Annotated in this window: 16 protein-coding genes, 3 rRNA genes and 1 pseudogene; 8 read left to right on the forward strand and 12 right to left on the reverse strand. The window is 62.3% G+C overall.

What is annotated here, in order from left to right:
* Positions 1–175: 175 nt before the first annotated feature.
* Positions 176–2119, reverse strand: a complete 1944-nt coding sequence (locus NFH98_RS14185) for an ATP-binding cassette domain-containing protein (protein WP_348826848.1) — start codon at positions 2117–2119, stop codon at positions 176–178.
* A gap of 200 nt (positions 2120–2319) precedes the next feature.
* On the opposite strand from NFH98_RS14185, the gene NFH98_RS14190 reads away from it, so the two are divergent.
* The 3 genes from NFH98_RS14190 to NFH98_RS14200 all read left to right on the forward strand — a co-directional run bounded on the left by NFH98_RS14190 (position 2320) and on the right by NFH98_RS14200 (position 5020).
* Positions 2320–3189, forward strand: coding sequence for a TatD family hydrolase (locus tag NFH98_RS14190; RefSeq protein WP_231498675.1), 870 nt, complete (start codon positions 2320–2322; stop codon positions 3187–3189).
* 1 nt (position 3190) lies between these two features.
* Positions 3191–3670, forward strand: a complete 480-nt coding sequence (locus tag NFH98_RS14195; RefSeq protein ID WP_108133207.1) for a hypothetical protein — start codon at positions 3191–3193, stop codon at positions 3668–3670.
* A gap of 339 nt (positions 3671–4009) precedes the next feature.
* Positions 4010–5020, forward strand: a complete 1011-nt coding sequence (locus tag NFH98_RS14200) for an MBL fold metallo-hydrolase (protein WP_348826850.1) — start codon at positions 4010–4012, stop codon at positions 5018–5020.
* Between the two features lie 9 nt (positions 5021–5029).
* Here the strand turns inward: NFH98_RS14200 and NFH98_RS14205 are convergent, their stop codons facing one another.
* On the reverse strand, positions 5030–5584 hold the full coding sequence (locus tag NFH98_RS14205) for an elongation factor P hydroxylase (protein ID WP_348826851.1): 555 nt from the start codon (positions 5582–5584) through the stop codon (positions 5030–5032).
* Positions 5585–6007: 423 nt separating this feature from the next.
* Here NFH98_RS14205 and NFH98_RS14210 point away from each other — a divergent pair, with 423 nt between their 5' ends.
* The 4 genes and pseudogenes from NFH98_RS14210 to NFH98_RS14220 all read left to right on the forward strand — a co-directional run bounded on the left by NFH98_RS14210 (position 6008) and on the right by NFH98_RS14220 (position 9336).
* Positions 6008–7447 carry an MATE family efflux transporter gene (locus NFH98_RS14210; protein ID WP_315900882.1) on the forward strand — a complete coding sequence of 480 codons (1440 nt, stop codon included), beginning with the start codon at positions 6008–6010 and terminating at the stop codon, positions 7445–7447.
* Between the two features lie 2 nt (positions 7448–7449).
* Positions 7450–8211: pseudogene (locus NFH98_RS14215) on the forward strand (DUF3080 family protein); the annotation flags it as partial.
* 85 nt (positions 8212–8296) lie between these two features.
* The gene (locus tag NFH98_RS21020) at positions 8297–8524 is read left to right on the forward strand and encodes a hypothetical protein (protein ID WP_375038301.1); all 228 of its coding nucleotides are present in this window, start codon (positions 8297–8299) and stop codon (positions 8522–8524) included.
* A gap of 98 nt (positions 8525–8622) precedes the next feature.
* A complete protein-coding gene (locus NFH98_RS14220) occupies positions 8623–9336 on the forward strand; it encodes a hypothetical protein (RefSeq protein ID WP_045992975.1) in 714 nt (237 codons plus the stop codon).
* 87 nt (positions 9337–9423) lie between these two features.
* Here the strand turns inward: NFH98_RS14220 and tusA are convergent, their stop codons facing one another.
* A complete protein-coding gene (gene tusA, locus NFH98_RS14225) occupies positions 9424–9678 on the reverse strand; it encodes a sulfurtransferase TusA (RefSeq protein WP_045992976.1) in 255 nt (84 codons plus the stop codon).
* A gap of 26 nt (positions 9679–9704) precedes the next feature.
* Between tusA and NFH98_RS14230 the strand changes: the two genes are divergently transcribed.
* Positions 9705–9992, forward strand: a complete 288-nt coding sequence (locus NFH98_RS14230) for an antibiotic biosynthesis monooxygenase family protein (RefSeq protein ID WP_045992977.1) — start codon at positions 9705–9707, stop codon at positions 9990–9992.
* Positions 9993–10023: 31 nt separating this feature from the next.
* On the opposite strand, the gene rlmM is transcribed toward NFH98_RS14230, so the two are convergent.
* From rlmM to acnD, 9 genes are all read right to left on the reverse strand, one after another.
* Positions 10024–11097 carry a 23S rRNA (cytidine(2498)-2'-O)-methyltransferase RlmM gene (gene rlmM, locus NFH98_RS14235; protein WP_349622884.1) on the reverse strand — a complete coding sequence of 358 codons (1074 nt, stop codon included), beginning with the start codon at positions 11095–11097 and terminating at the stop codon, positions 10024–10026.
* The gene (locus NFH98_RS14240) at positions 11087–11524 is read right to left on the reverse strand and encodes a DUF2721 domain-containing protein (protein WP_108449027.1); all 438 of its coding nucleotides are present in this window, start codon (positions 11522–11524) and stop codon (positions 11087–11089) included. Before NFH98_RS14240 ends, rlmM begins: the two co-directional genes overlap by 11 nt.
* Before the next feature lie 309 nt (positions 11525–11833).
* Positions 11834–13393: a BCCT family transporter gene (locus NFH98_RS14245; protein ID WP_045992980.1), complete on the reverse strand. Its 1560-nt coding sequence runs from the start codon at positions 13391–13393 to the stop codon at positions 11834–11836.
* Positions 13394–14124: 731 nt separating this feature from the next.
* A 5S ribosomal RNA gene (gene rrf, locus NFH98_RS14250) occupies positions 14125–14240 on the reverse strand.
* A gap of 94 nt (positions 14241–14334) precedes the next feature.
* A 23S ribosomal RNA gene (locus tag NFH98_RS14255) occupies positions 14335–17340 on the reverse strand.
* Positions 17341–17580: 240 nt separating this feature from the next.
* Positions 17581–19118, reverse strand: a 16S ribosomal RNA gene (locus NFH98_RS14260).
* Together the 16S, 23S and 5S rRNA genes form the textbook arrangement of a ribosomal RNA operon.
* Before the next feature lie 693 nt (positions 19119–19811).
* Positions 19812–21293, reverse strand: coding sequence for a bifunctional 2-methylcitrate dehydratase/aconitate hydratase (locus tag NFH98_RS14265; RefSeq protein WP_108133817.1), 1482 nt, complete (start codon positions 21291–21293; stop codon positions 19812–19814).
* Positions 21294–21551: 258 nt separating this feature from the next.
* Complete coding sequence (gene prpF / locus NFH98_RS14270; RefSeq protein ID WP_348826852.1) at positions 21552–22754, reverse strand: 2-methylaconitate cis-trans isomerase PrpF; 1203 nt, start codon at positions 22752–22754, stop codon at positions 21552–21554.
* Positions 22754–25345, reverse strand: coding sequence for a Fe/S-dependent 2-methylisocitrate dehydratase AcnD (gene acnD, locus NFH98_RS14275; RefSeq protein WP_348826853.1), 2592 nt, complete (start codon positions 25343–25345; stop codon positions 22754–22756). Before acnD ends, prpF begins: the two co-directional genes overlap by 1 nt.
* Positions 25346–25435 lie beyond the last annotated feature (90 nt).

Here is a 25435-nt window from a genome sequence, read left to right on the forward strand (position 1 = left end):
GATCGCACCTCGCGGCAACCGCATCGCGCCCACTGCCCCGTTCATTCCCGGGAGCTTGCCCTCGCCCGTCCACCCAAGCGGTGGACGGGCGAGCTTTTTTCGCAAGGCTCCTTTCGCGAGGCGCCTATCGAGCGACTCCTCGGTGCCCCGCCGACGGGCCAGAGCGCGTCCGTGTCTACTCGCCGGCGGCCATGGCCTCGAGTTCCATCCAGCGCTCCATGACCGCGTCGAGGCGTTCCTGAGTCTCCTGCAGCAACGCCAGACGCTCGGTGACCACACCGGATGGCTGCTGGTAGAAGTCGGGCTTGCCCGCCTCCGCCTCGAGCTCGGCCACCTCAGACTCCAGCCGCTCGATCTCCGCCGGAAGGCCATCGAGCTCCCGCTGCAGCTTGTAGGATAGCTTGACCGGCTTGGCCTTGGCTGGCGCTGCGGCCGTGTCCGCCGTATCCGTCTTGCTGGATGCCGGCGCCGGTGCCGCGTCATCCGCGGTCGGCTCCACCCGCTGGCGCGCCGCCCCCTCCCAGGGCGCCGGCGGCAACTTGCCGCCCTGGCGGACCCAGTCGCTGTAGCCACCGACGTACTCGCGTACCTGCCCCCTGCCTTCGAAGGCCAGCACGCTGGTCACCACGTTGTCCATGAAGGCGCGGTCGTGTGATACCAGCAACAGGGTGCCGTCGAAGTTGAGCAACAATTCCTCGAGCAGCTCCAGGGTCTCGACGTCCAGGTCATTGGTCGGCTCATCGAGCACCAGCACGTTGGCCGGCTGGGTGAACAGCTTGGCCAGCAGCAGGCGGTTGGACTCGCCCCCGGACAGTGCCTTGACCGGCTGACGCGCACGCTCCGGCGAGAACAGAAAGTCCTGCAGGTAGCTCATCACGTGGCGGTCCTTGCCACCCACCGTGACCCGATCACTGCCCTGGGCCACGTTGTCGTAGACGGTGCGCTCAGGCTCGAGCCCGGCCCGGAGCTGGTCGAAGTAGGCGACCTGAAGCTTGGTCCCCAGCCGCACCGTGCCTTCGCTCGGCTCGAGTTCGCCCAGCAGGATCTTCAACAGGGTGGTCTTGCCGGCGCCATTGCGCCCGATCAGACCGATACGATCCCCACGCTGAATCTCGATATTCAGGTCACGGATGACCGTCGCGTCCTCGAAGTGCTGGGTGACGTGAGACAGCTCCACCACCCGCTTGCCGCTGCGTTCGCCGGTATCTACCGTCAGCGAAGCATTGCCCTGGCGCTCGCGCCGCTGGCTGCGTTCGCGGCGCAACTGCTCGAGCGCCCTCACCCGTCCTTCGTTGCGCGTACGTCGGGCCTTGATCCCCTGACGAATCCAGGCTTCTTCCTGGGCCAGTTTCTTGTCGAACTCGGCGTTCTCCCGGGCCTCGACCTCGAGCTCGTGCTGCTTCTGGGCCTGGTAGGTGGCGTAGTCACCGGGATAGCGCCCGAGCTTGCCACGATCCAGCTCGAGGATGCCGGTGGCCAGACGCGACAGAAAGGCGCGGTCGTGGGTGATGAACAGCACCGCTCCGGCAAAGGCGGCAAGCTGTTCCTCGAGCCAGGCGATGGTATCCAGGTCCAGGTGGTTGGTCGGCTCATCGAGCAGCAGCAGATCAGGTTCGGCGACCAGCGCCCGAGCCAGCGCCACCCGCCGGCGCCAGCCGCCCGACAGCGAGGACATCTCGGCGTCTTCGGGCAGCCCCAGGCGGGTCAGCACCACATCGATCCGCTGGTGGAACGACCAGCCGTCGATGGCCTCCAGCCGCGTCTGCAGCGTGGCCATGCGGTTCATGTCCGGTTCCTCGGACTGCACCAGATGGTGATACTCGGACAGCAGATCGCCGGCCTCGGGCAGGCCCTGGGCCACCACATCAAAGATGGTCTCGCCGCTGGCCTCGGGCAGGTCCTGCTCGAGCACCCCGATCTTGAGCCCTGGGGCGCGCCAGATGGTGCCGCTGTCGGCCTGATTCTCGCCCGCCACCAGTCTCAGCAGCGTGGACTTGCCGGTGCCATTGCGGCCCACCAGCGCCAGCCGCTCTCCCCGCTCGAGCACCAGGTCGGCACCGTCGAGCAACACATGGTGGCCATAGGCCAGTTGCAACTGCTCCAATCGTAGCAGGGTCACGCTTCACCTCTTCGCTTGATCATCGCGACAGTGTACCTCATGCCCCCCTCCTGCTGGCATGACCGATCCCACCTGAGAGTCAAAATCAGAGACTACGCGATCAGCGACATGGCCACCTCGAGCACCGCACCACGTGGTTGTGCCGCCGACACACAGGTACAATGCGCCTCCATCGAAATAGCCGCCCCAAGGAGACCGCGTTGTCCGTCCCAGACAAGCCTGCCCCAGACGAGACGCTGCCGAACCCGCTGCCGGAGCCGCTGCGCTTTCACTCGCCTGCCCCTCTGGTCGACATCGGCGCCAACCTGACCCACGAGAGCTTTACCCACGATATCGATGCCACCCTCGCCCGTGCCCGCGCGGCCGGCGTCGAGACGCTGATTCTCACCGGTACCGATCGTGAGCATGCCGAACAGGCGGTGGCCCTGTGCCAGGCCCACGAAGGCCTTTACGCCACCGCCGGCATCCACCCGCACCAGGCCAGCGAATGGGGTCCGGAGCTCGAAGCCGCCATGGCCGAGCTACACCAAAAGCCCCAAGTGGTCGCGGTGGGAGAATGTGGCCTCGACTTCAATCGCAACTTCTCGACCCCGGCCGAACAGGAACGCGCCTTCGAGGCGCAACTCGCCCTGGCTGCCGAGTCGGGGCTGCCATTGTTCCTGCACGAGCGCGACGCCGGTGCCCGAATGCGTGACATCCTCGGCGCCTGGCGAGATGATATTTCACGGGCGGTGATTCATTGCTTCACCGCGGATCGCGAGACGCTCCACGGCTACCTGGATCTTGACCTGCACATCGGCCTGACCGGCTGGATCTGCGACGAGCGCAGGGGCCATCATCTACGTGATCTGGTGGGCGACATCGCCGCCAATCGACTGATGGTGGAGACCGACTGTCCCTACCTGTTGCCGCGTAATCTGCCGGCCAAGCTCAAGGGCCGCCGCCACGAGCCGGCGCTGCTGCCCTGGATCGTGCGAGAGATCGCCCACTGGCGCGGCGAAAGCGAAGCTGAGCTTGCCGCCAGCAGCACCGCGACGGCCCGCGCCTTCTTCGATATCAAGGAGTCCTGACATGGGCGACATGCCTGCCTTTATCGCCGTGGAGACCGGCGGCGACGGCGATCTGCCCCTGGCCATCGCCTGGAGCCTCGACGATGGCCGCATCAAGCACACCCTGATCCAGCCCGACGAGGACTGGCTCGATGCCGAGACGGTGTCCCTCGGCGACTACAGCCGCGAGGAACTGGCCAGCATCGGCGTGAGTCCGCTGGACGTGATCCGTGAACTGGAAACCGATCACTTCAATGCCACCCTGCTGACTGCCGGCGTATTCGACGACGAGGCGGCCATCTCTCGGCTGTTCGACACCTACGGTCTCGACCCCTTCGTCGAGCTGGCCCCGGCAGAATCCCTCTATCCCGACCTGGATCCTGGCGAGTGGGCGCGCGCCCGCAACGAGCTGTTCGCCGAACTGGGCCTAGAGCCCATGCGTCCGGAGCAGGAGGTAGAGGTAATGTTGCATCTGCACAAGCGACTCAGCGACAGCGACTGAGTCCGCAAACGAAATGCAACCGCTGACGGTGCGACTCGGACCGTCAGCCCTCCCGACAGCCCTCCCGACAGTCTTCCCGCCAGCCCTCCCACCAGCCCACTCATAGCTCCATACCCTGTTACCAGGGCTTCAGGCGTTCTCGCGAACTATCGCTTGGTCACGAAGCAGTACCGCCCGTGCGGGCGCGAAGCTAAGCAGCGGCTGGCGTCACCCCGGTGTGGTGGTCGCGGTATACCTTGGTCGACTGGTCTCCTCCCTCCTCTCGAGCCAGGCTTGTTCTTCCCAACAAATCGAACTTAAGTGCGCTATACGAACAGCAAGCTTCGAGAGAGTGAGCCCATGCCCATTACTACGAACATTGCCACGAGCATTACGACGACCATTGCCACGTCTTTTGCCCAGCCCCGTCGTCTTGCCGGCCCCCGACCTACCCCCCGCGCCATCGCCACCTTCCTGGCCCTGGCCAGCGCAGCCCTTTTCAGCGCAACCCTGTCCACCGCCGCCCAGGCCGACACCAGTATCGTGATGCTGGGCACCGGCACCCCGGTACCCGACGGGGAGCGGGCCGGTTCGGGGGTCGCGGTCATCCATGATGGCGAGGCCTATCTCTTCGATGTTGGCCCCGGTGTCGTCGAGCGCGCCAGCCAGGCCCAGGAGCGAATGGGCATCGAAGCGCTCGCCCCGGTGAACATCGAGCGGCTGTTTCTGACCCACCTCCACAGCGACCATGTACTGGATTACCCGGAACTGCTCGGCACCTACTGGTGGCGCCGCGAACAGCCCATCTCGGTGGTCGGCCCGGTGGGTACCGAGGCCATGAGCCAAGGGGTCTACACCATGCTGGCCGAGGACACCAATACGCGCCTGGCCGACAAGAGCCCTGTCACCAATCCAGCGGCGGCCAGGGCCCTGGTGACCGAAATCGAGAAGGAGGGGCTGGTCCACGAGTCACCCGGCATCAGCATCCACGCCTTCGGGGTAACTCATGGAGACTGGGAGCAGGCCTACGGCTACAAGGTCGTCACCGATGACCTGACCCTGGTGATCTCGGGTGACACGTCGCTTTCCGAGGAAGTGCGTCGCCAGGCAAGCGGCGCAGACGTACTGATCCACGAGGTGATCAGCCGTCAGGGGTGGGAACAACTATCACCGCAGTGGCAGGCCTACCATCAATACGCCCACACGCTGAGCGATGAACTGGCAGAGTTGGCCCGGGAAGCGCGTCCCGGCACCCTGGTGCTGACTCATGTTCTGCACTACTCGGCCCCGCGGGAGAGCGTGCTTGACGAGGTTCGCGCCGACTATGATGGCAGGGTGCTGCTACCCGATGATCTTGACGTCATCGAGTGACCGACACCATCAGGCGATGGCAGGCTCGAGCTGCTCTCGTCCGAGCTCGATCGCCTCGCTCAACGCCAGCCCTTGCCGATAGAAGCCGCGCAGCGCGGCTTCGAAGGCTGCCGCACGGCGCGGCAGTCCTTCGTCACGGTAGCGGCGGGCACGCACTGCTACCCGTCGGGCGAAGCCTTCGCGATCGACCTCCACCTCGCCGAGGTTGTCGACGCTGACGTGAAAGGTCAGCCCGGCCGCCTCGCTGAAGATGCGCTCCAGCGCCTGGGGCGCCACCTCGACCTTCTCGAAGGCCTGCTGCTGCATCTCGCTGCGACCGTCAGGCTCGTACCAGTAGCCGTAGTCTTCCAGCAGTCGCCGACGCGGCCCGGCGATACACCAGTGACTGACCTCGTGCAGAACGCTGGCAAAAAAGCCCCGTGCGAAGATCACCCGATGCCAGGGCACCTGATCGTCGGCGGGCAGATACAGTGGCTCATCACCGCCACGCACCAGACGGGTATTGCAGGGGCCCAGGAACAGCCCATCGAACAGTTCGATCACGTCTTCCAGGCGGTGCTCCACGAGGGCTCCTTCACGTCGGGCGTTTGTCTCAAGCGGCGGCGGGTTGTTGACCAACGCCACTACCGAGCGATGTTGGCGAGGGCGCTTGCCAAGGGCGCCTGCCGAGAACAGTGGCCGATGCCGACTGGCGCGAGCCGGCAAGGATACCAAGGCTTGGCGCACAGCCAAACTCTCGAAGCGTTCGATTCTGGCGACATCGCTGGTTTGACTGACCAGACACCGATGACAGCGCTCCGCCTTGGCGCACTGGCAACTGGCCGCGCGGCGCCAAGATGGTGCATCGCTGGTACACTCTCACGGTACCCCGTGCCCCGAGTCGGCGCTTGCCCGGCGATCACCTCTTGGCCGTCTGTCCCGACAGCGACCCGCTGACTCAAGGCACCAGGGCAAGAAGCCCGTATTCTCTGCATGGAGCCCACCAACGTGCGTCCTTTCCCCACCGGCCTCGGCGCCACCAGCCGCCGCGAGAGCTGGCCCTTGATCCGTCTGGCATTGCCCATCTGTGGCGCCCAGCTGGCCCAGGCCGGCATGAGCGTCGTCGATATCATGATGACTGGCCGCCAGAGCGCCACCGATCTTGCCGCGGTCTCCGTCGGTGCCAGCCTGTGGATGCCCTTGATGCTGTTCATGACCGGCACCCTGATGGGACTGACCCCGATCGTCGCCCAACTGCTGGGAGGCGGGCGCCAGGCGGGCATTCGTCCCAACGTGCACCAGGCGCTGTGGGTGGGCCTGGTGCTGGGGCTGATCTCGGCGCTGCTGCTGCGCCTGGCGGTGGCGCCGGTATTCGCCTGGATGGAGGTCCCCTCCGAGGTAGCCGAACGCGCTCGTGACTATGTTGGCGCAGTGGCTTTCGGAATGCCCGGCGTCGCTATCTTTCTGGCACTGCGAGCGTTCTCCGACGGGGTCAATCATACCCGACCGGCGCTGTGGATCAGCCTGATCGGGCTGGCCGTGAATATTCCCAGCAACTATGTGCTGATCTACGGTGGTGACGGTTTCACTCGCCTGCTGGGCGACGCCACCCCCGGCTGGTTGGCCGACCTGCCGGCACTGGGCGCCTATGGTTGCGGCATCGCCACCGCCATCGCCATGTGGGTGATGACCCTGGCGATGATCCGCTACACCCAGAAGAGCCGCGCCTATGGCAGTATCGAGCTGTGGCACTCGCCCACCCGTCCGAATCCCCGGATGATTGCCGAATTGCTCTACGTGGGCGTCCCCATCGGTGTGGCGATCTTTGTCGAGGTCACCCTGTTCACCCTGATCGCGCTGTTTATCGCAAGCCTCGGCGAGATCGTGGTGGCCGCCCACCAGGTGGCGCTCAACTACACCTCGGTGCTGTTCATGCTGCCGCTGTCGCTGGGTATGGCCTTGACGGTGCGGGTCGGAAACACCCTCGGCGGTGGTGACCCTCGGCTGGCGCGACTGGTGGCCTGGAACGGCATCCTGATCGCGCTGTTGGTGGCGCTGTTCAACAGCCTGCTGCTGTGGCTGACGGCGGAGACCATCGTCGGGCTCTACACCCATAACGTCGAGGTCCAGGCACTGACCCTGTCGCTGGTGGGGCTGGCGATGCTCTATCAGGTATCGGATTCCCTGCAGGTGGCTCTCGCCGGCGCCCTGCGCGGCTACAAGGATACCCGGGTGATCATGTTCATCACCCTGCTGGCGTACTGGCTGGTCGGCCTCGGCGGCGGCCACCTGCTGGGACGCTACGGGGTTGGCGACTGGATCGAGCCGATGGGGGTACACGGCTACTGGATCGGGCTGATCGCGGGGCTGACCGTCGCCGCGCTGCTGCTCGGTGAGCGCTTCCGACGCAAGGCCCGAAGCGTTGCCAGGCGCGCGGAGGACGGCTGAGCATGAACGGCTTTCGTCCTGGCCGGTGGCGACCGCTGCTGCTCGCCTCCTGCCTGTCGCTGCTGGTGGGCTGTGGCGACTCGGCGCTGGAACGTGATCTGCTGGCCTATCAACAGCGGCTAGCCGAGGCACTCGACCAGCCACCACCGGAGCCCGCGCCGGTGGCCAACATCGGCGACTTCCCCGAACGCCGTCAGTTGACGCTCGAGATCCCGCCGATCAGGGAAGGCATGCTCGACGTCTTTGCCCTGCGCGGCTGCCATATCGCCAACCTGGTCGCCGAGCGCAACAACCAGCTTGGCAAGACCGCCGCCCCCAGCCAGCGCTGGCTCTACGAGCTGCGTCTGTGGCGCCGCCTCAGCGCCTGCTGGAACGCCGAGGCCGCCGACGCCCTGGCCGAGGGCGACCGCCAGCGTCTGGCTCGCCTGACCGACATCAAGACACGCCAGCTGCCGCTGGCCAGCTACAACGCCCTGGTCTCCTCCGAGGAGTGGACCGGCAGCTTCTCGCGGGCAAGCTCCCCCCTGCCTCTCGACGAACTCTCGGCGGTCGACGAGCAGCTTGCGGCGCTTGGCTATCTGAACGAAGCGGTCATCCACCAGTTCGACCGCCAGTGGACGCCAGAGTCCGGGCCACTGGAACAGGCGCTTGCCACCCTGCGGGATCGTCCACTGAGTGCCGAGCTGATGCGCGCCCTGATGCTGGCAAGCCAACGCCTCGAGGAAGCCAGTCGACTGCTTGAGCGCGCCCTCGCCTCCCGCCATGGCCCAGACAACGACCGGACCGGCGCTGATGCGGCATGTTCACAGACGACGACGCTGCCCGAGGAAGGCGACACCCTAGCGTCACTTGAGCGCCTCGAGACGCAGGCGCTACGCTGGTTCGCTGGCATGGACCGACTGCTGGACGCCCATGTGGCGGGCAGCCAGGCCTTTCAGGACTACCGCCGGCAATGGCTCGACCTGGACAGCGAAACCACGCCACTGGCAAGTTTCGTGCGCGTACGAGACGATCACCTGTGGTTGCGTCAGCAATGGCGTCAACGCTGTGATACCCACGAGGACTTACGCTAGTTGATGAGTCTGTGCTATTGATGAGAACAGGGACGTAGAGCGCAGCGTCCGGCCCCGGGCCGAGATGCGATGCCGTAAGCAAGCAGCCGCTGGAGGGAGATCATGGGCATTCCACTGTCACCCCGCCCCGCTCGGGTCATCGACCTGGAGAGCATGCGCCAACGCCAACTGGCCCGCAGACGCCTGGTTCGCCTGGCCCCGGAGCTCGATGGACTGGAGATGGTGTACCGACTCGACGCGCACCCGGATACCCTGTACGGCATGCCGATACTGGCCTGGGGGATGCGTGAGAACGGCGATATTGTCGGGCTGGTCCCGTGGATGGAGTCGCTGACGCCATGCGAGCAGCTCGACGATCCGGACCACGGTCACTTCGTCGGCTACCGTGATCCGGAAACCGAGGAGCTGTTCGACCAGCCCCCGGAACACAAGGAAATGGAACTGGCCCACGCGGCGGCCTACTTCGAATACGAGGATACCCGCGAAACCACCCTGATCCAGAGCCTGCCGGATCATCAGGGTACCCACGCCCTGTGCATGGACGAGGAAGGCGCGCCCTGGCAGCTCAAGCAGGTCTTCGGCTGGCGCCTGTACAGCGATGGCACCATCGAGTCCCTGCTGGCCGACGAGAACCTGATCGAAACCGTCCCGGTGCTGCCCGGCGACGCCTGTCTCTACCCGGGCCACAGCCGACACCGGGTGGTGTACTTCTTCCAGCGCCAGATCGCCAATCGTATTCGCCAGGAAGACCCGGCGACGCTGGAAGCCCTGGCCATGATGGTCATGCCTGACGACGATGAGGAAGCCGCGCCATAACGTAAGAAGGAGCGTCGGAAGGAGCGTCAGGATCAGCGTCACCACCAGGGAGGGGGCTCAAGCGTTGAGTCCCCTCCCTCGGCAATATCATCCCAGCCGGATAAAGTAGAAGTGCGAGCCATCTTCAAGACTGCGATGCTCCACCAGCTCGTGCCCGAGAAACTGGCAGAACTTGGGCACATCTCGGGTGGTCGCCGGATCTGTCGCCGTGACCTTGAGCACCTGGCCAGGACTCATGTCCCGCACCGCGTTGTGCATCATCATGATCGGTTCAGGGCAGAACAGACCGCTGGTATCCAGTTCCTTGTCGCTTGCGGGCAGCGCATCGGAAGAATCCACCATCAATACCTCGGAGTTGGAGTGAAAGCATGATCAAGATCATCATCGAGCGCCGCATCATGCCGGGCCTGGAAGAAGAATACGAGCAGGCCGCACGAGAGGCCATGCGCCAGTCGCTGGGCGCCGATGGCTTCTTCGGCGGCGAGAGCCTGGTCGAACAAGGACGCTCCGACCGCCGTCTGATGATCACCAAGTGGCGCGATCTGCGCGCCTGGAAGGCATGGTACAACAGCGAGGCCCGAGAAAGAGTGATGCAGCACGTCCAGCCGTTGCTGACCGAGGCCGAAAACGTCCGGATCTTCGAACCGGCCTACTGACCCACGCCCATCTGCTGCCCGTGTCGCCGTCTCAATCGAGGCGAACGTGCACGGTGACCTCTTCCCTGTCGTGATAGAGGTGACGACAGCGTATCTCGGCCCGAACCCCGGCCTCCTGCAAGCGTGACGCGAGGCCGGAAAGACACAGCGATACCTCCTCCCAGCGCTTCTTCATCGGCAGCTTCAAGTTGAACACCGCCTCGCGACACCAGCGCTGCAACAGCCAACGCTCCATCATGGTGATGACGCGCGAGGGCTTGTCGACGATGTCGCAGACCAGCCAGTCCAGGCGCATCGGCGGCTCCCACACGAAGCCATCCTCGCGCAGATGCTCGACCATGCCGCTGGCCATCAGGGCCTTGTCCATGGGGCCATTGTCGATGGCGTAGACCTGCATCCCCCGCTGCACCAGCTGCCAGGTCCAGCCCCCCGGGGCAGCACCAAGATCCGCCGCCTGCATGCCCTCCCCGAGTCGCCCGTCCCACTCGTCACGCGGCACGAATTCATGCCAGGCCTCCTCGAGCTTCAAGGTCGAGCGGCTTGGCGCGGCGTGGGGGAAGCGCAGACGTCGAATGCCGCCGGGGAATTCACTGCGATTGCCGGGAAAGCTCATCGCCAACTGGACCCGGTCACCGTCACGCCAGACCAGGTGCAGCCGTCGTCCTCCCGCCTTGCGCCGCAAGGCACCACGCTTCTTGAGCTGGGAGTTGAGCGGGCGTTCCAACGCCTTCAACAGGCTACTCAGCGCCTTGGCCTCGTTGGTATCCGGGGTCTCCTGCCAGATCGACTCGAAGCTCCAGCCACAGGCCTTGAGCTGCTCGAAGATGGGCGAGAGCCGATCGTCCCGGGACAGCGAGAGCTCCGGCAGGGCCAGCAACGACTGGCGGGCAAATACCAGCTCGTCGAGACGCAGGCGACGATGCAAGTCATTGGCCGGGTGCTCGCCGTCCATTCTGACCCTGACCAGCCCCTCCTCCATCAGGGGCTCGACGCTGGCGCCCTCGCCTTCGGCCAGGAACTCAGCGTGCAGGCGGTCGGTCAGCTCGGCGGCCAGGTCCGGCTCGAACCCCGGGCGACAGAACAGAAGGATTTGATCAGGCGTCATGAGTAAAGGTTCTCTTTCTCCAGTCGAGTCCGGCGCGTCCCTCGGCGGTCAGTTCGATATCCTTCAACTGAACGTTCAGGGCGTTGGTGGAGATCACCACCTCCCACAGCGAAAACACCAGGGATATCGACAGCGATGCCAGGCTGATGCCGAAAAGCAGCATACCCAGCGGCGTCCATGACAGGAACAGCGCAAACATCGACAGGGTACACAGCAGAAAAGCGAAAACCCCGGCGATCTGCATTCGCTTGGTCAGCGAGATGCGCCGGCGCAGTAGTCGGATCTGGGTGACGTGATCCTCTTCCCCCTCCTTTACCTGCTCCGCCAGCTTGCGGATCAGTCCGGCCAGGGTCAGGAAGCGATTGGTATAGGCCAGCAACAGCAATGAAATGGCGGGAAACAGCAGGGCCGGCGTGGTCAAGTTCACGGGGGCACTCCAGAGGATCGACGAAAGTCGGTCATGGTAGCAGTCACGGCGCCTGGCGACGAGTCGCGCGGTCCTTCCCCGGCCTTGGAGGTCAGCTTGACGCACCGGGAGCGACACACCCGGTACGCTGAGCCAAGCTCGCGCAGGAAGACGCACAACTTGCCGATCCGGTAGCGACTGCCGGACCGCTGTGCCATATACGAAACTGCCCCCGACGCAAGCGTCGGGGGCAGACAATGGAGCGGAGGCCGCAATCAGGACTCAACCTGCAGAGCCATCAGGCCGCGGCCAACAGAGGCGATGTCCCGATTACAGGATGCCTTGCTCCTTGGCCATCTGACGAGCCGCCCGAGGGGCCGTCCACAATGTCGGCAGCAGCACCAGCGACACCGGGATGGCGGTGATCACGATAAACTGCTGCAGGGCACTGATCTGGCCTGCACCCATTCTCAGCAGAATGGCGGCCATCAGCGCCATGGCGATGCCCCAGAAGGCACGAACCAGAGCATTGGGCTCGTCGTGACCGGCACCGACCACGGAAATGGCGTAGCTCATGGAGTCACCAGTGGTCGCCACGAAGATGGTGGTCAACAGCAGGATGGCCATGGCCATCAGGCTTCCGCCGGGCAGCGCCTGGGCCACGGTCAGGGTCGCGACATCAAACTGGAAGTTGTTCAGCGCCTCGGTCAGATCGATGGCACCGCTCAGTTGATAGTAGATGCCGGAACCACCCAGCAGGGTGAACCAGATCATGGTGGCCACAGGCGCCATCACCGCCACCGCCAGAATCATCTGCCGGATGGAGCGTCCACGAGAAATACGAGCGACGAAGATCGCCATCAGCGGGCCGTAACCGATAAACCAGGCAAAGAAGAACACTGTCCACCACTGCATCCACCAGTCCGGTGCGGTCTGGGTGGTCATGGTCGCCATCTCGAAGAACGAGCTCAGATAGGCGCCCGCCCCCTGGGTAAAGGCATCGGTCAGAAACAGCGTCGGTCCCAGGATAAAGATCGTCGCAGCGATCGCCAGAGCCAGAAACACGTTGAAGCGGCTGAGGATCTGGATCCCCTTGTGGATCCCGGTGACCGCCGAGGTCACGTACACCACCCCCAGAGCAGCAAGCACCATCAATTGGGTGCTGTAGCCTTCACTGACACCGAACAGCTCATGAAAACCGAAGCTGACCTGAGTCGCCAGGAAACCGATGGGGCCGACGGTACCCGCCACCACGGCGATTACGCACAGAGCGTCGACCAGGCCACCGAAGGGCCCCTTCATGACCTTTTCGCCCAGCACCGGATACAGCAGGGTCCGCGGCTGCAGCGGCTGTCCCTTGACGTAGTGGGCATGAGCCAGCACCACCGACGCCAGCGTACCCAGCACGGCCCAGGCCAGCAGCCCCCAGTGCATGAACGACTGGGCCAGAGCCCCTGAAATGGCCTCGGCCGTCCCGGCTTCGCTGTCGAAGGCCGGCGGCGTCACCACGAAGTGATACACCGGCTCACCGGCGGCGAAGAACACACCGCCGCCCGCGAGCAGCGTGCACATGATCATCGACAGCCACTTGAAGGTACTGATCTCTGGCGTCTCGAGATTGCCGATACGCGCCTTGGCGCTGGGAGACACGGCGATGCCCATGGCGATGAAGAAGGTCGCCAGCAACAACAGCTGGAAATAGCTGCCCAGGGTCTTGGCGGTCCAGGCAAAGCCTGCCGAGATGCCGTTGGCAACCATCTCGATGTCGTATACAGACAGGGCGACGAAGCCCATGATGAAGCCGATGCTCAAGATGAGCACGATGGGATCACCCAGTCGAGAACCGGCCGAAGAAGCCCGCGAGTCGGAGGAAGCGGTGGTATGACTCATGTGGTGGGTAGCGACAGCAGACTAGGGTCAGGCTGTCGGACTCTCCTTTTGGGAAAGATGAATGGCGCCCTGATGGGCATGAAGGAAGCACGGAGGATTCCGCGATTTCATGACAGCTCTGTGGCTGAAGGGAAAGGATTCACCGCGCCTCATGCGCGAATCGAACCCGGCGACGCGCCTGGAACCCGTTCCAGGCTTATCGTAAAAAAAGCATGACAATGTCGACGCCGCGTGACCACCCCCTGAACAGCGCGATGGTTCAACGCTTGAGTCTTTTTCCGGTCATGCCAGCATGCCACTGGAGGGGTATACGACCTCAGGGCGTCACACAAACACTAGCGCCCTCGCATGGGGGTGAGTCACCCCGAAGCTCTTCAGAAGAACTGCAGCGAAGCTGCAAGGGGTGACGAACGACGCGAGCCCGCCCTTGAGCAGAGCCAGGCCGGACCGCGCCGAAGGGGTTATCGTCCCGCGCCCGCCTATAGAAAGCGAGCCTAACCTTGTGGAAAATTCCGGTATCCGGAGTTGTACTAGAAACAAGGCAGCTTATCTCTCGCATGGGGGTGAGTCACCCCGAGCTTTTGCGGCAACGCCGCAAGGGGGGACGAACGACGCGAGCTTGCGAGCGGCCGGACCGCACGCAGTGCGGCCCCACATATAAAGAGAGGGGTCTTCCCCATGCGTACGAAAAAGCCCAACTCCTCTCGGAATTGGGCTTCTTCTGAATAAATGCCTGACGATGACCTACTCTCGCATGGGGAGACCCCACACTACCATCGGCGCTGAGCGGTTTCACTTCTGAGTTCGGCAAGGGATCAGGTGGTTCCCACTCGCTATGGTCGTCAGGCGGAAAAAGGCAATGTATATCATGCTGACGATACGTTTCATCGTATCCGTCAATTAATTCGAGACATCATCGACCAAAACCCTTTGGGTGTTATATGGTCAAGCCTCACGGACCATTAGTACCGGTTAGCTCAACGCCTTGCAGCGCTTCCACACCCGGCCTATCAACCAGCTGGTCTTGCTGGGTCCTTTAGGAGGCTCAAGGCCTCAGGGAGATCTCATCTTGAAGGGGGCTTCCCGCTTAGATGCTTTCAGCGGTTATCCCGTCCGTACATAGCTACCCGGCAATGCCACTGGCGTGACAACCGGAACACCAGAGGTACGTCCACTCCGGTCCTCTCGTACTAGGAGCAGCGCTTCTCAAATCTCCAACGCCCACGGCAGATAGGGACCGAACTGTCTCACGACGTTCTAAACCCAGCTCGCGTACCACTTTAAATGGCGAACAGCCATACCCTTGGGACCGACTTCAGCCCCAGGATGTGATGAGCCGACATCGAGGTGCCAAACACCGCCGTCGATGTGAACTCTTGGGCGGTATCAGCCTGTTATCCCCGGAGTACCTTTTATCCGTTGAGCGATGGCCCTTCCATACAGAACCACCGGATCACTAGAACCTACTTTCGTATCTGCTCGACGTGTCTGTCTCGCAGTTAAGCACCCTTATGCTCTTGCACTCACTGCACGATTTCCAACCGTGCTGAGGGTACCTTCGTGCTCCTCCGTTACTCTTTGGGAGGAGACCGCCCCAGTCAAACTACCCACCACACACGGTCCTCGAACCGGATTACGGTCCTGAGTTAGAACGCCAATGATGCCAGGCTGGTATTTCAAGGTTGGCTCCACCCCATCTGGCGACAGGGTTTCAAAGCCTCCCAGCTATCCTACACAAGCAACATCAGCGTCCAGTGTGAAGCTGTAGTAAAGGTTCACGGGGTCTTTCCGTCTAGCCGCGGGTACACAGCATCTTCACTGCGATTTCAATTTCACTGAGTCTCGGGTGGAGACAGCGTGGCCATCATTACGCCATTCGTGCAGGTCGGAACTTACCCGACAAGGAATTTCGCTACCTTAGGACCGTTATAGTTACGGCCGCCGTTTACCGGGGCTTCGATCAGGAGCTTCGCGTGAGCTAACACCATCACTTAACCTTCCGGCACCGGGCAGGCGTCACACCCTATACGTCCGCTTGCGCGTTTGCAGAGTGCTGTGTTTTTAATAAACAGTTGCAGCCACCTGGTATCTTCGACCGCGTCAGGCTCCGGTCGCGAGGACCTTCACCCTAATGCGGCGTGCCTTCTCCCGAAGTTACGGCACCATTTTGCCTAGTTCCTTCACCCGAGTTCTCTCAAGCGCCTTGGTATTCTCTACCTGACCACCTGTGTCGGTTTGGGGTACGGTCTCACAGTATCTGAAGCTTAGAGGCTTTTCCTGGAAGCGTGGCATCGATGACTTCCTGACCGTAGTCAGTTCGTCTCGCCTCTCGGCCTTGAGGATCCGGATTTACCTGAATCCTCAGCCTACCGGCTTTCACCAGGACAACCAACGCCTGGCTCACCTAGCCTTCTTCGTCCCCCCATCGCAATACTGTGAGGTACGGGAATATTGACCCGTTTCCCATCGACTACGCCTTTCGGCCTCGCCTTAGGGGCCGACTCACTCTGCTCCGATTAGCGTCGAACAGAAACCCTTGGTCTTCCGGCGGGGGAGTTTTTCACTCCCCTTGTCGTTACTCATGTCAGCATTCGCACTCGTGATACCTCCAGCATGCTTCTCAACACACCTTCATCGGCTTACACGACGCTCCTCTACCGCGTGTTCGCATCCTTAAAATGACTCAGGCCGTTCACCTTGCCCTGCCCGACTCAACGTTCGGGAAGCGCTTTGCCATCGCTTCGCGATGGCAGCGAACTGACACTATCGAATCACCTTAAGTGATGCGAACACACCCGTAGCTTCGGTACCTGGTTTGAGCCCCGTTACATCTTCCGCGCAGGCCGACTCGACTAGTGAGCTATTACGCTTTCTTTAAAGGATGGCTGCTTCTAAGCCAACCTCCTAGCTGTCTAAGCCTTCCCACATCGTTTCCCACTTAACCAGGATTTCGGGACCTTAGCTGACGGTCTGGGTTGTTTCCCTTTTCACAACGGACGTTAGCACCCGCTGTGTGTCTCCCACGCTTGCACTCACCGGTATTCGGAGTTTGCCTCGGGTTGGTAAGTCGGGATGACCCCCTAGCCGAAACAGTGCTCTACCCCCGGCGGTGATACGTGAGGCGCTACCTAAATAGCTTTCGAGGAGAACCAGCTATCTCCGGGCTTGATTAGCCTTTCACTCCGATCCACAAGTCATCCAAATCTTTTTCAACAGATCCTGGTTCGGTCCTCCAGTTGATGTTACTCAACCTTCAACCTGCTCATGGATAGATCGCCCGGTTTCGGGTCTATTTCCAGCGACTGGTCGCCCAGTTAAGACTCGATTTCTCTACGCCTCCCCTATACGGTTAAGCTCGCCACTGAAAATAAGTCGCTGACCCATTATACAAAAGGTACGCGGTCACCAAACAAGTTGGCTCCCACTGCTTGTACGCATACGGTTTCAGGATCTATTTCACTCCCCTCTCCGGGGTTCTTTTCGCCTTTCCCTCACGGTACTGGTTCACTATCGGTCAGTCAGGAGTATTTAGCCTTGGAGGATGGTCCCCCCGTCTTCAGTCAAGGTTTCACGTGCCTCGACCTACTCGATTTCACAACACTCAGGTTTCGGTTACGGGGCTATCACCCACTATGGCCAGACTTCCCAGTCTGTTCACCTACCAGTTGTGTTGCTTAAGGGCTGGTCCCCGTTCGCTCGCCGCTACTAGGGGAATCTCGGTTGATTTCTTTTCCTCGGGGTACTTAGATGTTTCAGTTCCCCCGGTTCGCCTCTCATGTCTATATATTCAACATGAGATACCCAAGTTACCTTGGGTGGGTTTCCCCATTCAGAGATGTCCGGGTCGCAGGTCGTTTGCCACCTCGCCGAACCTTATCGCAGGCTTCCACGTCTTTCATCGCCTCTGACTGCCTAGGCATCCACCGTATGCGCTTCATCGCTTGACCATATAACCCCAAAGGGTCTGTCAATCGATGATGTCACGACAATTGCCGGATACGCTTGAAACGTATCTTACTTTGTCAGCATGATATACATTGTTAAAGAGCATTAGAGCACAAAACTCTAAGCTGGCGGCTTGTAGCTTGCTAATGAAGCACAAACGTCCAACTTAAAGTTCCGTTAACCGCTCTATCGATCAGGTAATTCATTGTGAGCACTTACCGACAGTCAGATGACGTGTCGTTTAAGGAGGTGATCCAGCCGCAGGTTCCCCTACGGCTACCTTGTTACGACTTCACCCCAGTCATGAACCACACCGTGGTGATCGCCCTCCGAAGTTAGGCTAACCACTTCTGGTGCAGTCCACTCCCATGGTGTGACGGGCGGTGTGTACAAGGCCCGGGAACGTATTCACCGTGACATTCTGATTCACGATTACTAGCGATTCCGACTTCACGGAGTCGAGTTGCAGACTCCGATCCGGACTGAGACCGGCTTTATGGGATTAGCTCCACCTCGCGGATTCGCAACCCATTGTACCGGCCATTGTAGCACGTGTGTAGCCCTACCCGTAAGGGCCATGATGACTTGACGTCGTCCCCACCTTCCTCCGGTTTGTCACCGGCAGTCTCCCTAGAGTTCCCGACCGAATCGCTGGCAAATAGGGACAAGGGTTGCGCTCGTTACGGGACTTAACCCAACATTTCACAACACGAGCTGACGACAGCCATGCAGCACCTGTCTGAGAGCTCCCGAAGGCACCAATCCATCTCTGGAAAGTTCTCTCGATGTCAAGGGTAGGTAAGGTTCTTCGCGTTGCATCGAATTAAACCACATGCTCCACCGCTTGTGCGGGCCCCCGTCAATTCATTTGAGTTTTAACCTTGCGGCCGTACTCCCCAGGCGGTCGACTTATCGCGTTAACTGCGCCACAAAGCTCTCAAGGAGCCCAACGGCTAGTCGACATCGTTTACGGCGTGGACTACCAGGGTATCTAATCCTGTTTGCTACCCACGCTTTCGCACCTCAGCGTCAGTGTCAGTCCAGAAGGCCGCCTTCGCCACTGGTATTCCTCCCGATCTCTACGCATTTCACCGCTACACCGGGAATTCTACCTTCCTCTCCTGCACTCTAGCCTGACAGTTCCGGATGCCGTTCCCAGGTTGAGCCCGGGGCTTTCACAACCGGCTTATCAAGCCGCCTACGCGCGCTTTACGCCCAGTAATTCCGATTAACGCTCGCACCCTCCGTATTACCGCGGCTGCTGGCACGGAGTTAGCCGGTGCTTCTTCTGTGAGTGATGTCCTCCCTCGAGGGTATTAACCTCAAGGCTTTCTTCCTCACTGAAAGTGCTTTACAACCCGAAGGCCTTCTTCACACACGCGGCATGGCTGGATCAGGCTTTCGCCCATTGTCCAATATTCCCCACTGCTGCCTCCCGTAGGAGTTCGGGCCGTGTCTCAGTCCCGATGTGGCTGATCATCCTCTCAGACCAGCTACGGATCGCAGCCTTGGTGAGCCGTTACCTCACCAACTAGCTAATCCGACATAGGCTCATCCGATAGCGCAAGGTCCGAAGATCCCCTGCTTTCCCCCGTAGGGCGTATGCGGTATTAGCCTGGGTTTCCCCAGGTTATCCCCCACTACCGGGCAGATTCCTATGCATTACTCACCCGTCCGCCGCTCGACGCCTCCTAGCAAGCTAGGATCGTTTCCGCTCGACTTGCATGTGTTAGGCCTGCCGCCAGCGTTCAATCTGAGCCATGATCAAACTCTTCAGTTTAAAGTCTGATAGTCCGTTAAGCGGACCAAACTTGGCTCAAGGTTCAAACGTCTCGTTTGACGAGTCGCTTGCCTTGATATTTCAGTGACAGTGTCACTGACTCATCGGCAAGCGCCCACATGAATTACCTGATCAAATTATTAAAGAGCGTGCTCTGGGCTCTATAGAGAGCTTAAAGAGCTGCTCTTGCGGCACCCGGCCGGAAGAGCGCCTCGCTTTGCTGCGCCACAGCCCTAAGGCTTGTCACAGCGCCCTTCGAGGAAGGCGTATTCTACAGAATCGAAGCGCTTCGTCAAGGCTTTCTTTTTTCGCCGTGCAAGCGACGCCTGCAGAACCCAAGAGAAAGCGAAGCGAGCCTGACGCGCATCCTGCGATGCCGTCCTGGCGACTCCGATCGAGTGGCGAGTATTTTACCGATTTCTCGTTGCCCGTCAAGTGGAGAATTTTTCGAAGACTTCAAAAAGCCTTTTCAAAACAACCACTTTTACCACTCTTCACCGCCTGTGACGTTTGCTCGTCGTCGGCAGCGGATGCGTACTTTACGGATCGGGGCCGGCCTTGGCAAGCACTTCGTGTAAAAAAATTTCGACCAAAGGCTAAGCCTGCCCGGCGACGGATTTTGCAGGCCCATGGGTACGCCCGGGGACAGCGCTGCCCACGCTGCCCAAGCCACCGCCCTCCCCTCGTTGGTCTCTACAGCACCAGCAGATCGACAAAGCGATGAACCGGCGTCGCCGCCAGGCGCTCGGCGTCCTGATACAGCGTCATGATCTCGTCGCAACGTCCGGGGGCGAATCGGGTGGCCAGGTGGCGTCGACACTTGGCCTCGAGCACCGCCATGCCCTCTTCGCGACGACGGCGATGACCAATGGGATATGCCACCTCCACCTTGTCGGTCGCACTACCATCGGTGAACACCACCCTGACCGCGTTGGCGATCGATCGCTTGTCCGGGTCCAGATAGTCCCGTGTATAGCCCTCGTCCTCGACGACCACCATCCTTGCCCGCAGCTCATCGATCTCCGGATGAGCCTGATGAAAGTCATCCTCGTAGTGCTCGGCCTGAAGCTCACCCAGCATCAGCGGTACCGCCACCATGTACTGCAGGCAGTGGTCTCGATCTGCCGGGTTGGCCAGCGCCCCTTCCTTGGAGATGATGCGTATTGCCGACTCATGGGTAGTCAGCTCGATGCGCTCGATCTCATCCAGCCGCCCCTTGACCTCGGGGTGCAGGGTGACCGCCGCCTCGCAGGCCGTCTGGGCATGAAACTCTGCGGGGAAGGAAAGCTTGAACAGGATGTTCTCCATCACGTAGCTGCCAAACGACTGAGGCAGACGTAGACGCCGGGTGTCCTCGGGCTTCAGCGAGAGATCACGATTGGAGTGACTGAAGGAGACATCACAGAAGCCCCACTGGGGAGCGCTCAGGACGCCGGGTATGCCCATTTCCCCGCGCATCGCGATGTCCACCAGACGCGCCGACCGCGAGGTGGCGTCACCGGCGGCCCAGCTCTTGCGCGAACCGGCATTGGGAGCATGGCGGTAGGTGCGCAGGCTCTGACCGTCGACGAAGGCATGGGATAGCGCCGACAGCGTCTGCTCACGACTGGCGCCGCGCAGCCTGGCGATAGCGGCAGTGGACGCCACCTTGACCAGTAACACGTGGTCCAGTCCGACACGATTGAACGAGTTCTCCAGCGCCAGCACGCCCTGTATCTCGTGTGCCCGTATCATCGCATCGAGCACCTCGTGCATGACCAACGGGGCTTCGCCCCTGGCCACGCGGCACTGTGAGAGATGGTCGGCCACCGCCAGGATACCGCCCAGATTGTCCGACGGGTGCCCCCACTCCGCCGCGAGCCAGGTATCGTTGTAGTCCAGCCAGCGCACCATGGCTCCGATATCGAAGGCCGCCTTGATCGGGTCCAGTCGATAGGACGTGCCAGGCACCCGCGAGCCACATGGCACCTGGGTGCCTTCCACCAGCGGCCCTAGATGCTTGGTGCATTCTGGGAAGCGCAATGCCAGCAGGCCACAGCCCAAGGTATCCATCAGGCAGTGGCGCGCCGTATCGAAGGCCTCGTCACTATCGATGACGGCGTCCAGCGCATAGTCGGCGATGGCCTTGAGTTCGTCGTCGTAGTCGGGACGAACATTGGATTCGACGGTGCTCATGTCTGCCTCCTTCCAGTGAGCGCTATCGCCCGCTGCCGGCGTGCCTGCACCTGAGCCAGTGCCTGAGCCTGTGCCTGTATCAGGGCAGGGGCCGGGAGTCCGAGGACCAGCGTGGGCGGATGGCGAGAGGTTCGAGAATGGGGGAGAACGACAGCGCCGCCTGGCGGCGGCGCTAATGCAAAAGGTCCGTTGTCAGTATCGTCGTGGTGCGCCACTGGCGCCAGTATCGACACTGGCGGGCTTCATCGGTCGAGAGCGTTATGAATCGAGGACGTCCGCCGGCACCCTGACCTTGCCCTCCATCAGAATGCGGGCACTGCGGCTCATGGTCGCCTCCGTGGCGGTCCATTCCCCGTCCAGCTGTTCAGCTCGCGCCCCGACCCGCAGGGTGCCGGAGGGATGACCGAAGACCACCGAACTGCGCCCCTCGTCGCCGCCGGCGGCCTGGCTGACCAGGGTCCCCGGCACCGCGGCGGCCACTCCGATGGCCACGGCCGCGGTGCCCATCATGGCGTGATGCAGTTTGCCCATGGACATGGCCCGCACCAGCAGATCGATATCGCCTTCGTCGATCTGCTTGCCGCTGGACGCCCGGTAGCCCCGAGGCGAGGCGACGAAGGCCAGCTTCGGCGTGTGCTGACGGTTCGCGGCCTCCTCGAGTCTCGAGATCAGCCCCATCTTCAGCGCGCCGTGGGCCCGTAGCGTCTCGAGCCGATCGAGGGTGGCGGGGTCTGAATTGATATCGTCCTGAAGCTCGGTGCCGTCATAGCCAAGGTCGGCCGCGCTGACGAAGATGGTCGGAATACCGGCATTGATCAGTGTTGCCTGAACGCGACCTCCGGCCACCACCTCCTCAGGAACCTCGAGTTCATCCATCACCTGGCCTGTCGGGAACATCCGCCCTTCGCCGTCGGCGGGGTCCTTGAAGGCCAGGCCGATCTCGGCGGCGGGGAAGGCCACGCCGTCAAGCTCGAAGTCACCGCTTTCCTGCACCTGACCGTCCTGTATCGGCACTCGGGCGACGATGGTCTTTTCGATGTTGGCCTGCCAGATGCGTACCTCCACCTCGCCGTCGGCAGGAATTCGCTCAGGCGGGATCAGTCCGCTCTCGATGGCGAAGGGACCGACCGCCGAGGACAGGTTGCCGCAGTTACCGCTCCAGTCGACAAAGGCCTTGTCGATGGCCACCTGCCCGAACAGGTAGTCGACATCGTGATCCGGCGACTCGCTGGCGCTGACGATGACCACCTTACTGGTGCTGGAGGTGGCGCCACCCATGCCGTCGGTGTGCTTGGCGTAGGGATCGGGGCTACCGACCAGACGCATCAGCAGGGCGTCGCGCACGGGGCCGGGCTCACGCGCGGCCTCGGGCAGGTCGTCCTTGCGCAGGAAAGTACCCTTGCTGGTGCCGCCACGCATGTAGATGGCGGGAATGCGGAGCTGCGGAGCAAAAGCGGCCATCACGCCACCTCCGATTCGAGGAAGTCCTGGGCGAAACGCTGCAGCACGCCACCGGCTTCGTAGATCGACAGCTCCTCGAAGGTGTCGAGACGACAGGTCACCGGCACCTCGAGGCTTTCCCCGTCACGCCGCTTGATCACCAGGGTCAGGCTGGCCCCCGGCTGGATGTCGCCGCGGACATCGAAGGTCTCGCTGCCGTCGATGCCGAGGGTCTTGCGCGTGGTCCCCTCCTCGAACTGCAACGGCAGTACCCCCATGCCGATCAGGTTGGTGCGGTGGATGCGCTCAAAGCCCTCGGCCACGATGACTTCGACACCGGCCAGGCGCACCCCCTTGGCAGCCCAGTCACGGGAGGAACCCTGACCATAGTCGGCCCCGGCGATCACGATCAGCGGCTGCTTGCGCGCCATGTAGGTCTCGATGGCCTCCCACATGCGCATGACCTCGCCCTCGGGCTCGAGGCGAGCCAGTGAGCCCTGCTTGACCTCACCGTCGACCACCGCCATTTCGTTGATCAGCTTGGGGTTGGCGAAGGTCGCCCGCTGGGCGGTCAGGTGATCACCTCGATGGGTGGCGTAGGAATTGAAGTCCTCCTCCGGCAGGCCCATCTTGGCCAGGTACTCCCCCGCCGCGCTGGTCGGCAGGATGGCATTGGACGGCGACAGGTGGTCGGTGGTGATGTTGTCCCCCAGCACCGCCAGGGCGCGCAGCCCGGTCAGCGAGCGCTCGGCGGCCAGCGCACCCTCCCAGTACGGCGGACGCCGGATATAGGTGCTCATCTCGCGCCAGTCGTACAGCGGGCTGATGTCCTTCGACCTGTCGAAGGTGGTGTCGAACATCGGGATGTAGACGTCGCGGAAGTGCTCCGGCTTGACGCTCTCGGCGATGATCGCATCGATCTCGTCATCCGCCGGCCAAAGATCCTTCAGGGTGATCGGGTTGCCCTCGGCGTCTTCGCCCAGGGCGTCCTTCTCGATATCGAAGCGCACGCTGCCGGCGATGGCGTAGGCCACCACCAGCGGCGGAGAGGCCAGAAACGCCTGCTTGGCGTAGGGGTGGATACGCCCATCGAAGTTGCGGTTACCCGACAGCACGGCGGTGGCGTAGAGATCACGCTCGACCACCTCCTTCTGGATCACCGGATCGAGCGCACCACTCATGCCGTTGCAGGTGGTGCAGGCGAAACCGACGATGCCGAAGCCGAGCTGCTCGAGCTCACCGAGCAGGTTCGACTCCTCCAGATACAGCTGCACCGCCTTGGACCCCGGCGCCAGCGAGGTCTTGACCCAGGGCTTGCGGGTCAGGCCCAGCTCGTTGGCGCGCTTGGCCAGAAGCCCCGCGGCGATGACGTTGCGCGGATTGGAGGTATTGGTACAGCTGGTGATGGCGGCGATGATCACCGCGCCATCGGGCATCTCGCCGTCCTTCTGCTCGTAAGGAGCGGCGATACCGCGACTGGCAAGCTCCCGCGTAGAGACCCGGTTGTGCGGACTCGAAGGCCCCGCCAGGGTGCGCTCCACCTTGGACAGGTCGAAGTGCAACACCCTTTCGTAGTCGGCGTTGACGAGGCTGTCGGCCCACAGGCCGGCGGCCTTGGCGTAGGTCTCCACCAGTTCGATCTGCTCCGGCTCGCGCCCGGTCAGCTTGAGGTAGTCGAGGGTCTGATCGTCGATGTAGAACATCGCGGCGGTGGCGCCATACTCCGGCGTCATGTTGGAGATGGTGGCACGATCACCCAGTGTCAGGTGCCCCGCGCCTTCACCGAAGAACTCGAGATAGCTCGACACCACCCGTTCGCTGCGCAGGTATTCGGTCAGCGCCAGCACGATATCGGTGGCGGTGATGCCAGGCTGGGGCTTGCCGCTGAGCTCCACCCCGACGATGTCAGGCAGTCGCATGTAGGAGGCACGCCCCAGCATCACGCTTTCGGCCTCGAGCCCGCCCACCCCGACGGCGATCACGCCGAGGGCGTCCACGTGGGGCGTGTGGCTGTCGGTGCCCACCAGGGTGTCGGGGAAGGCAACGCCGTCACGGGCCTGGATCACCGGCGACATCTTCTCCAGGTTGATCTGGTGCATGATGCCGTTGCCGGGGGGGATCACGTCGACGTTCTCGAAGGCTTCGCGGGTCCAGTTGATGAAGTGGAAGCGGTCCTCGTTGCGCCGATCCTCGATGGCGCGGTTCTTGTCAAAGGCGCCCTCCTCGAATCCCGGGTGCTCCACCGCCAGCGAATGGTCGACAATCAGCTGGGTCGGCACCACCGGATTGACCTTGGCCGGATCCCCCCCCTTCTCGGCGATGGCGTCACGCAGGCCGGCCAGGTCGACCAGCGCCGTCTGCCCGAGGATGTCGTGGCACACCACCCGCGCAGGGAACCAGGGAAAGTCGAGTTCGCGCTTGCGCTCGATGATCTGGGACAGCGCCGCCGTGAGATCCTCCGGCGGACAGCGGCGCACCAGGTTCTCGGCCAGCACCCGGGAGGTGTAGGGCAGTCGGTCGTAGGCGCCGGGAGAGATGGCGTCCACCGCCTCCCGGGTATCGAAGTAGTCAAGGTCGGTCCCCGGCAGGGGCTTGCGATAGTCGGTGTTCATGGGCGTCACGGTCTCGGGCGCCCGAGGGCACGGCCCTCGCGGCGCGAATATGGTAGGAAGGCGGCGGAGCCACTTGTGCCTGCGCATGAC

The sequence above is a fragment of the Halomonas sp. H33-56 genome, from assembly GCF_040147035.1.
GTDB classification, from domain to species: domain Bacteria; phylum Pseudomonadota; class Gammaproteobacteria; order Pseudomonadales; family Halomonadaceae; genus Halomonas; species Halomonas litopenaei.

Coding starts and splice junctions, on each gene's coding strand:
- NFH98_RS14195 (WP_108133207.1), top strand. CDS start 3,191: ATGGGCGACATGCCTGCCTTTATCGCCGTGGAGACCGGCGGCGACGGC.
- NFH98_RS14200 (WP_348826850.1), top strand. CDS start 4,010: ATGCCCATTACTACGAACATTGCCACGAGCATTACGACGACCATTGCC.
- NFH98_RS14220 (WP_045992975.1), top strand. CDS start 8,623: ATGGGCATTCCACTGTCACCCCGCCCCGCTCGGGTCATCGACCTGGAG.
- tusA (WP_045992976.1), bottom strand. CDS start 9,678: ATGGTGGATTCTTCCGATGCGCTGCCCGCAAGCGACAAGGAACTGGAT.
- NFH98_RS14230 (WP_045992977.1), top strand. CDS start 9,705: ATGATCAAGATCATCATCGAGCGCCGCATCATGCCGGGCCTGGAAGAA.
- rlmM (WP_349622884.1), bottom strand. CDS start 11,097: ATGACGCCTGATCAAATCCTTCTGTTCTGTCGCCCGGGGTTCGAGCCG.
- NFH98_RS14245 (WP_045992980.1), bottom strand. CDS start 13,393: ATGAGTCATACCACCGCTTCCTCCGACTCGCGGGCTTCTTCGGCCGGT.
- NFH98_RS14265 (WP_108133817.1), bottom strand. CDS start 21,293: ATGAGCACCGTCGAATCCAATGTTCGTCCCGACTACGACGACGAACTC.
- prpF (WP_348826852.1), bottom strand. CDS start 22,754: ATGGCCGCTTTTGCTCCGCAGCTCCGCATTCCCGCCATCTACATGCGT.
- acnD (WP_348826853.1), bottom strand. CDS start 25,345: ATGAACACCGACTATCGCAAGCCCCTGCCGGGGACCGACCTTGACTAC.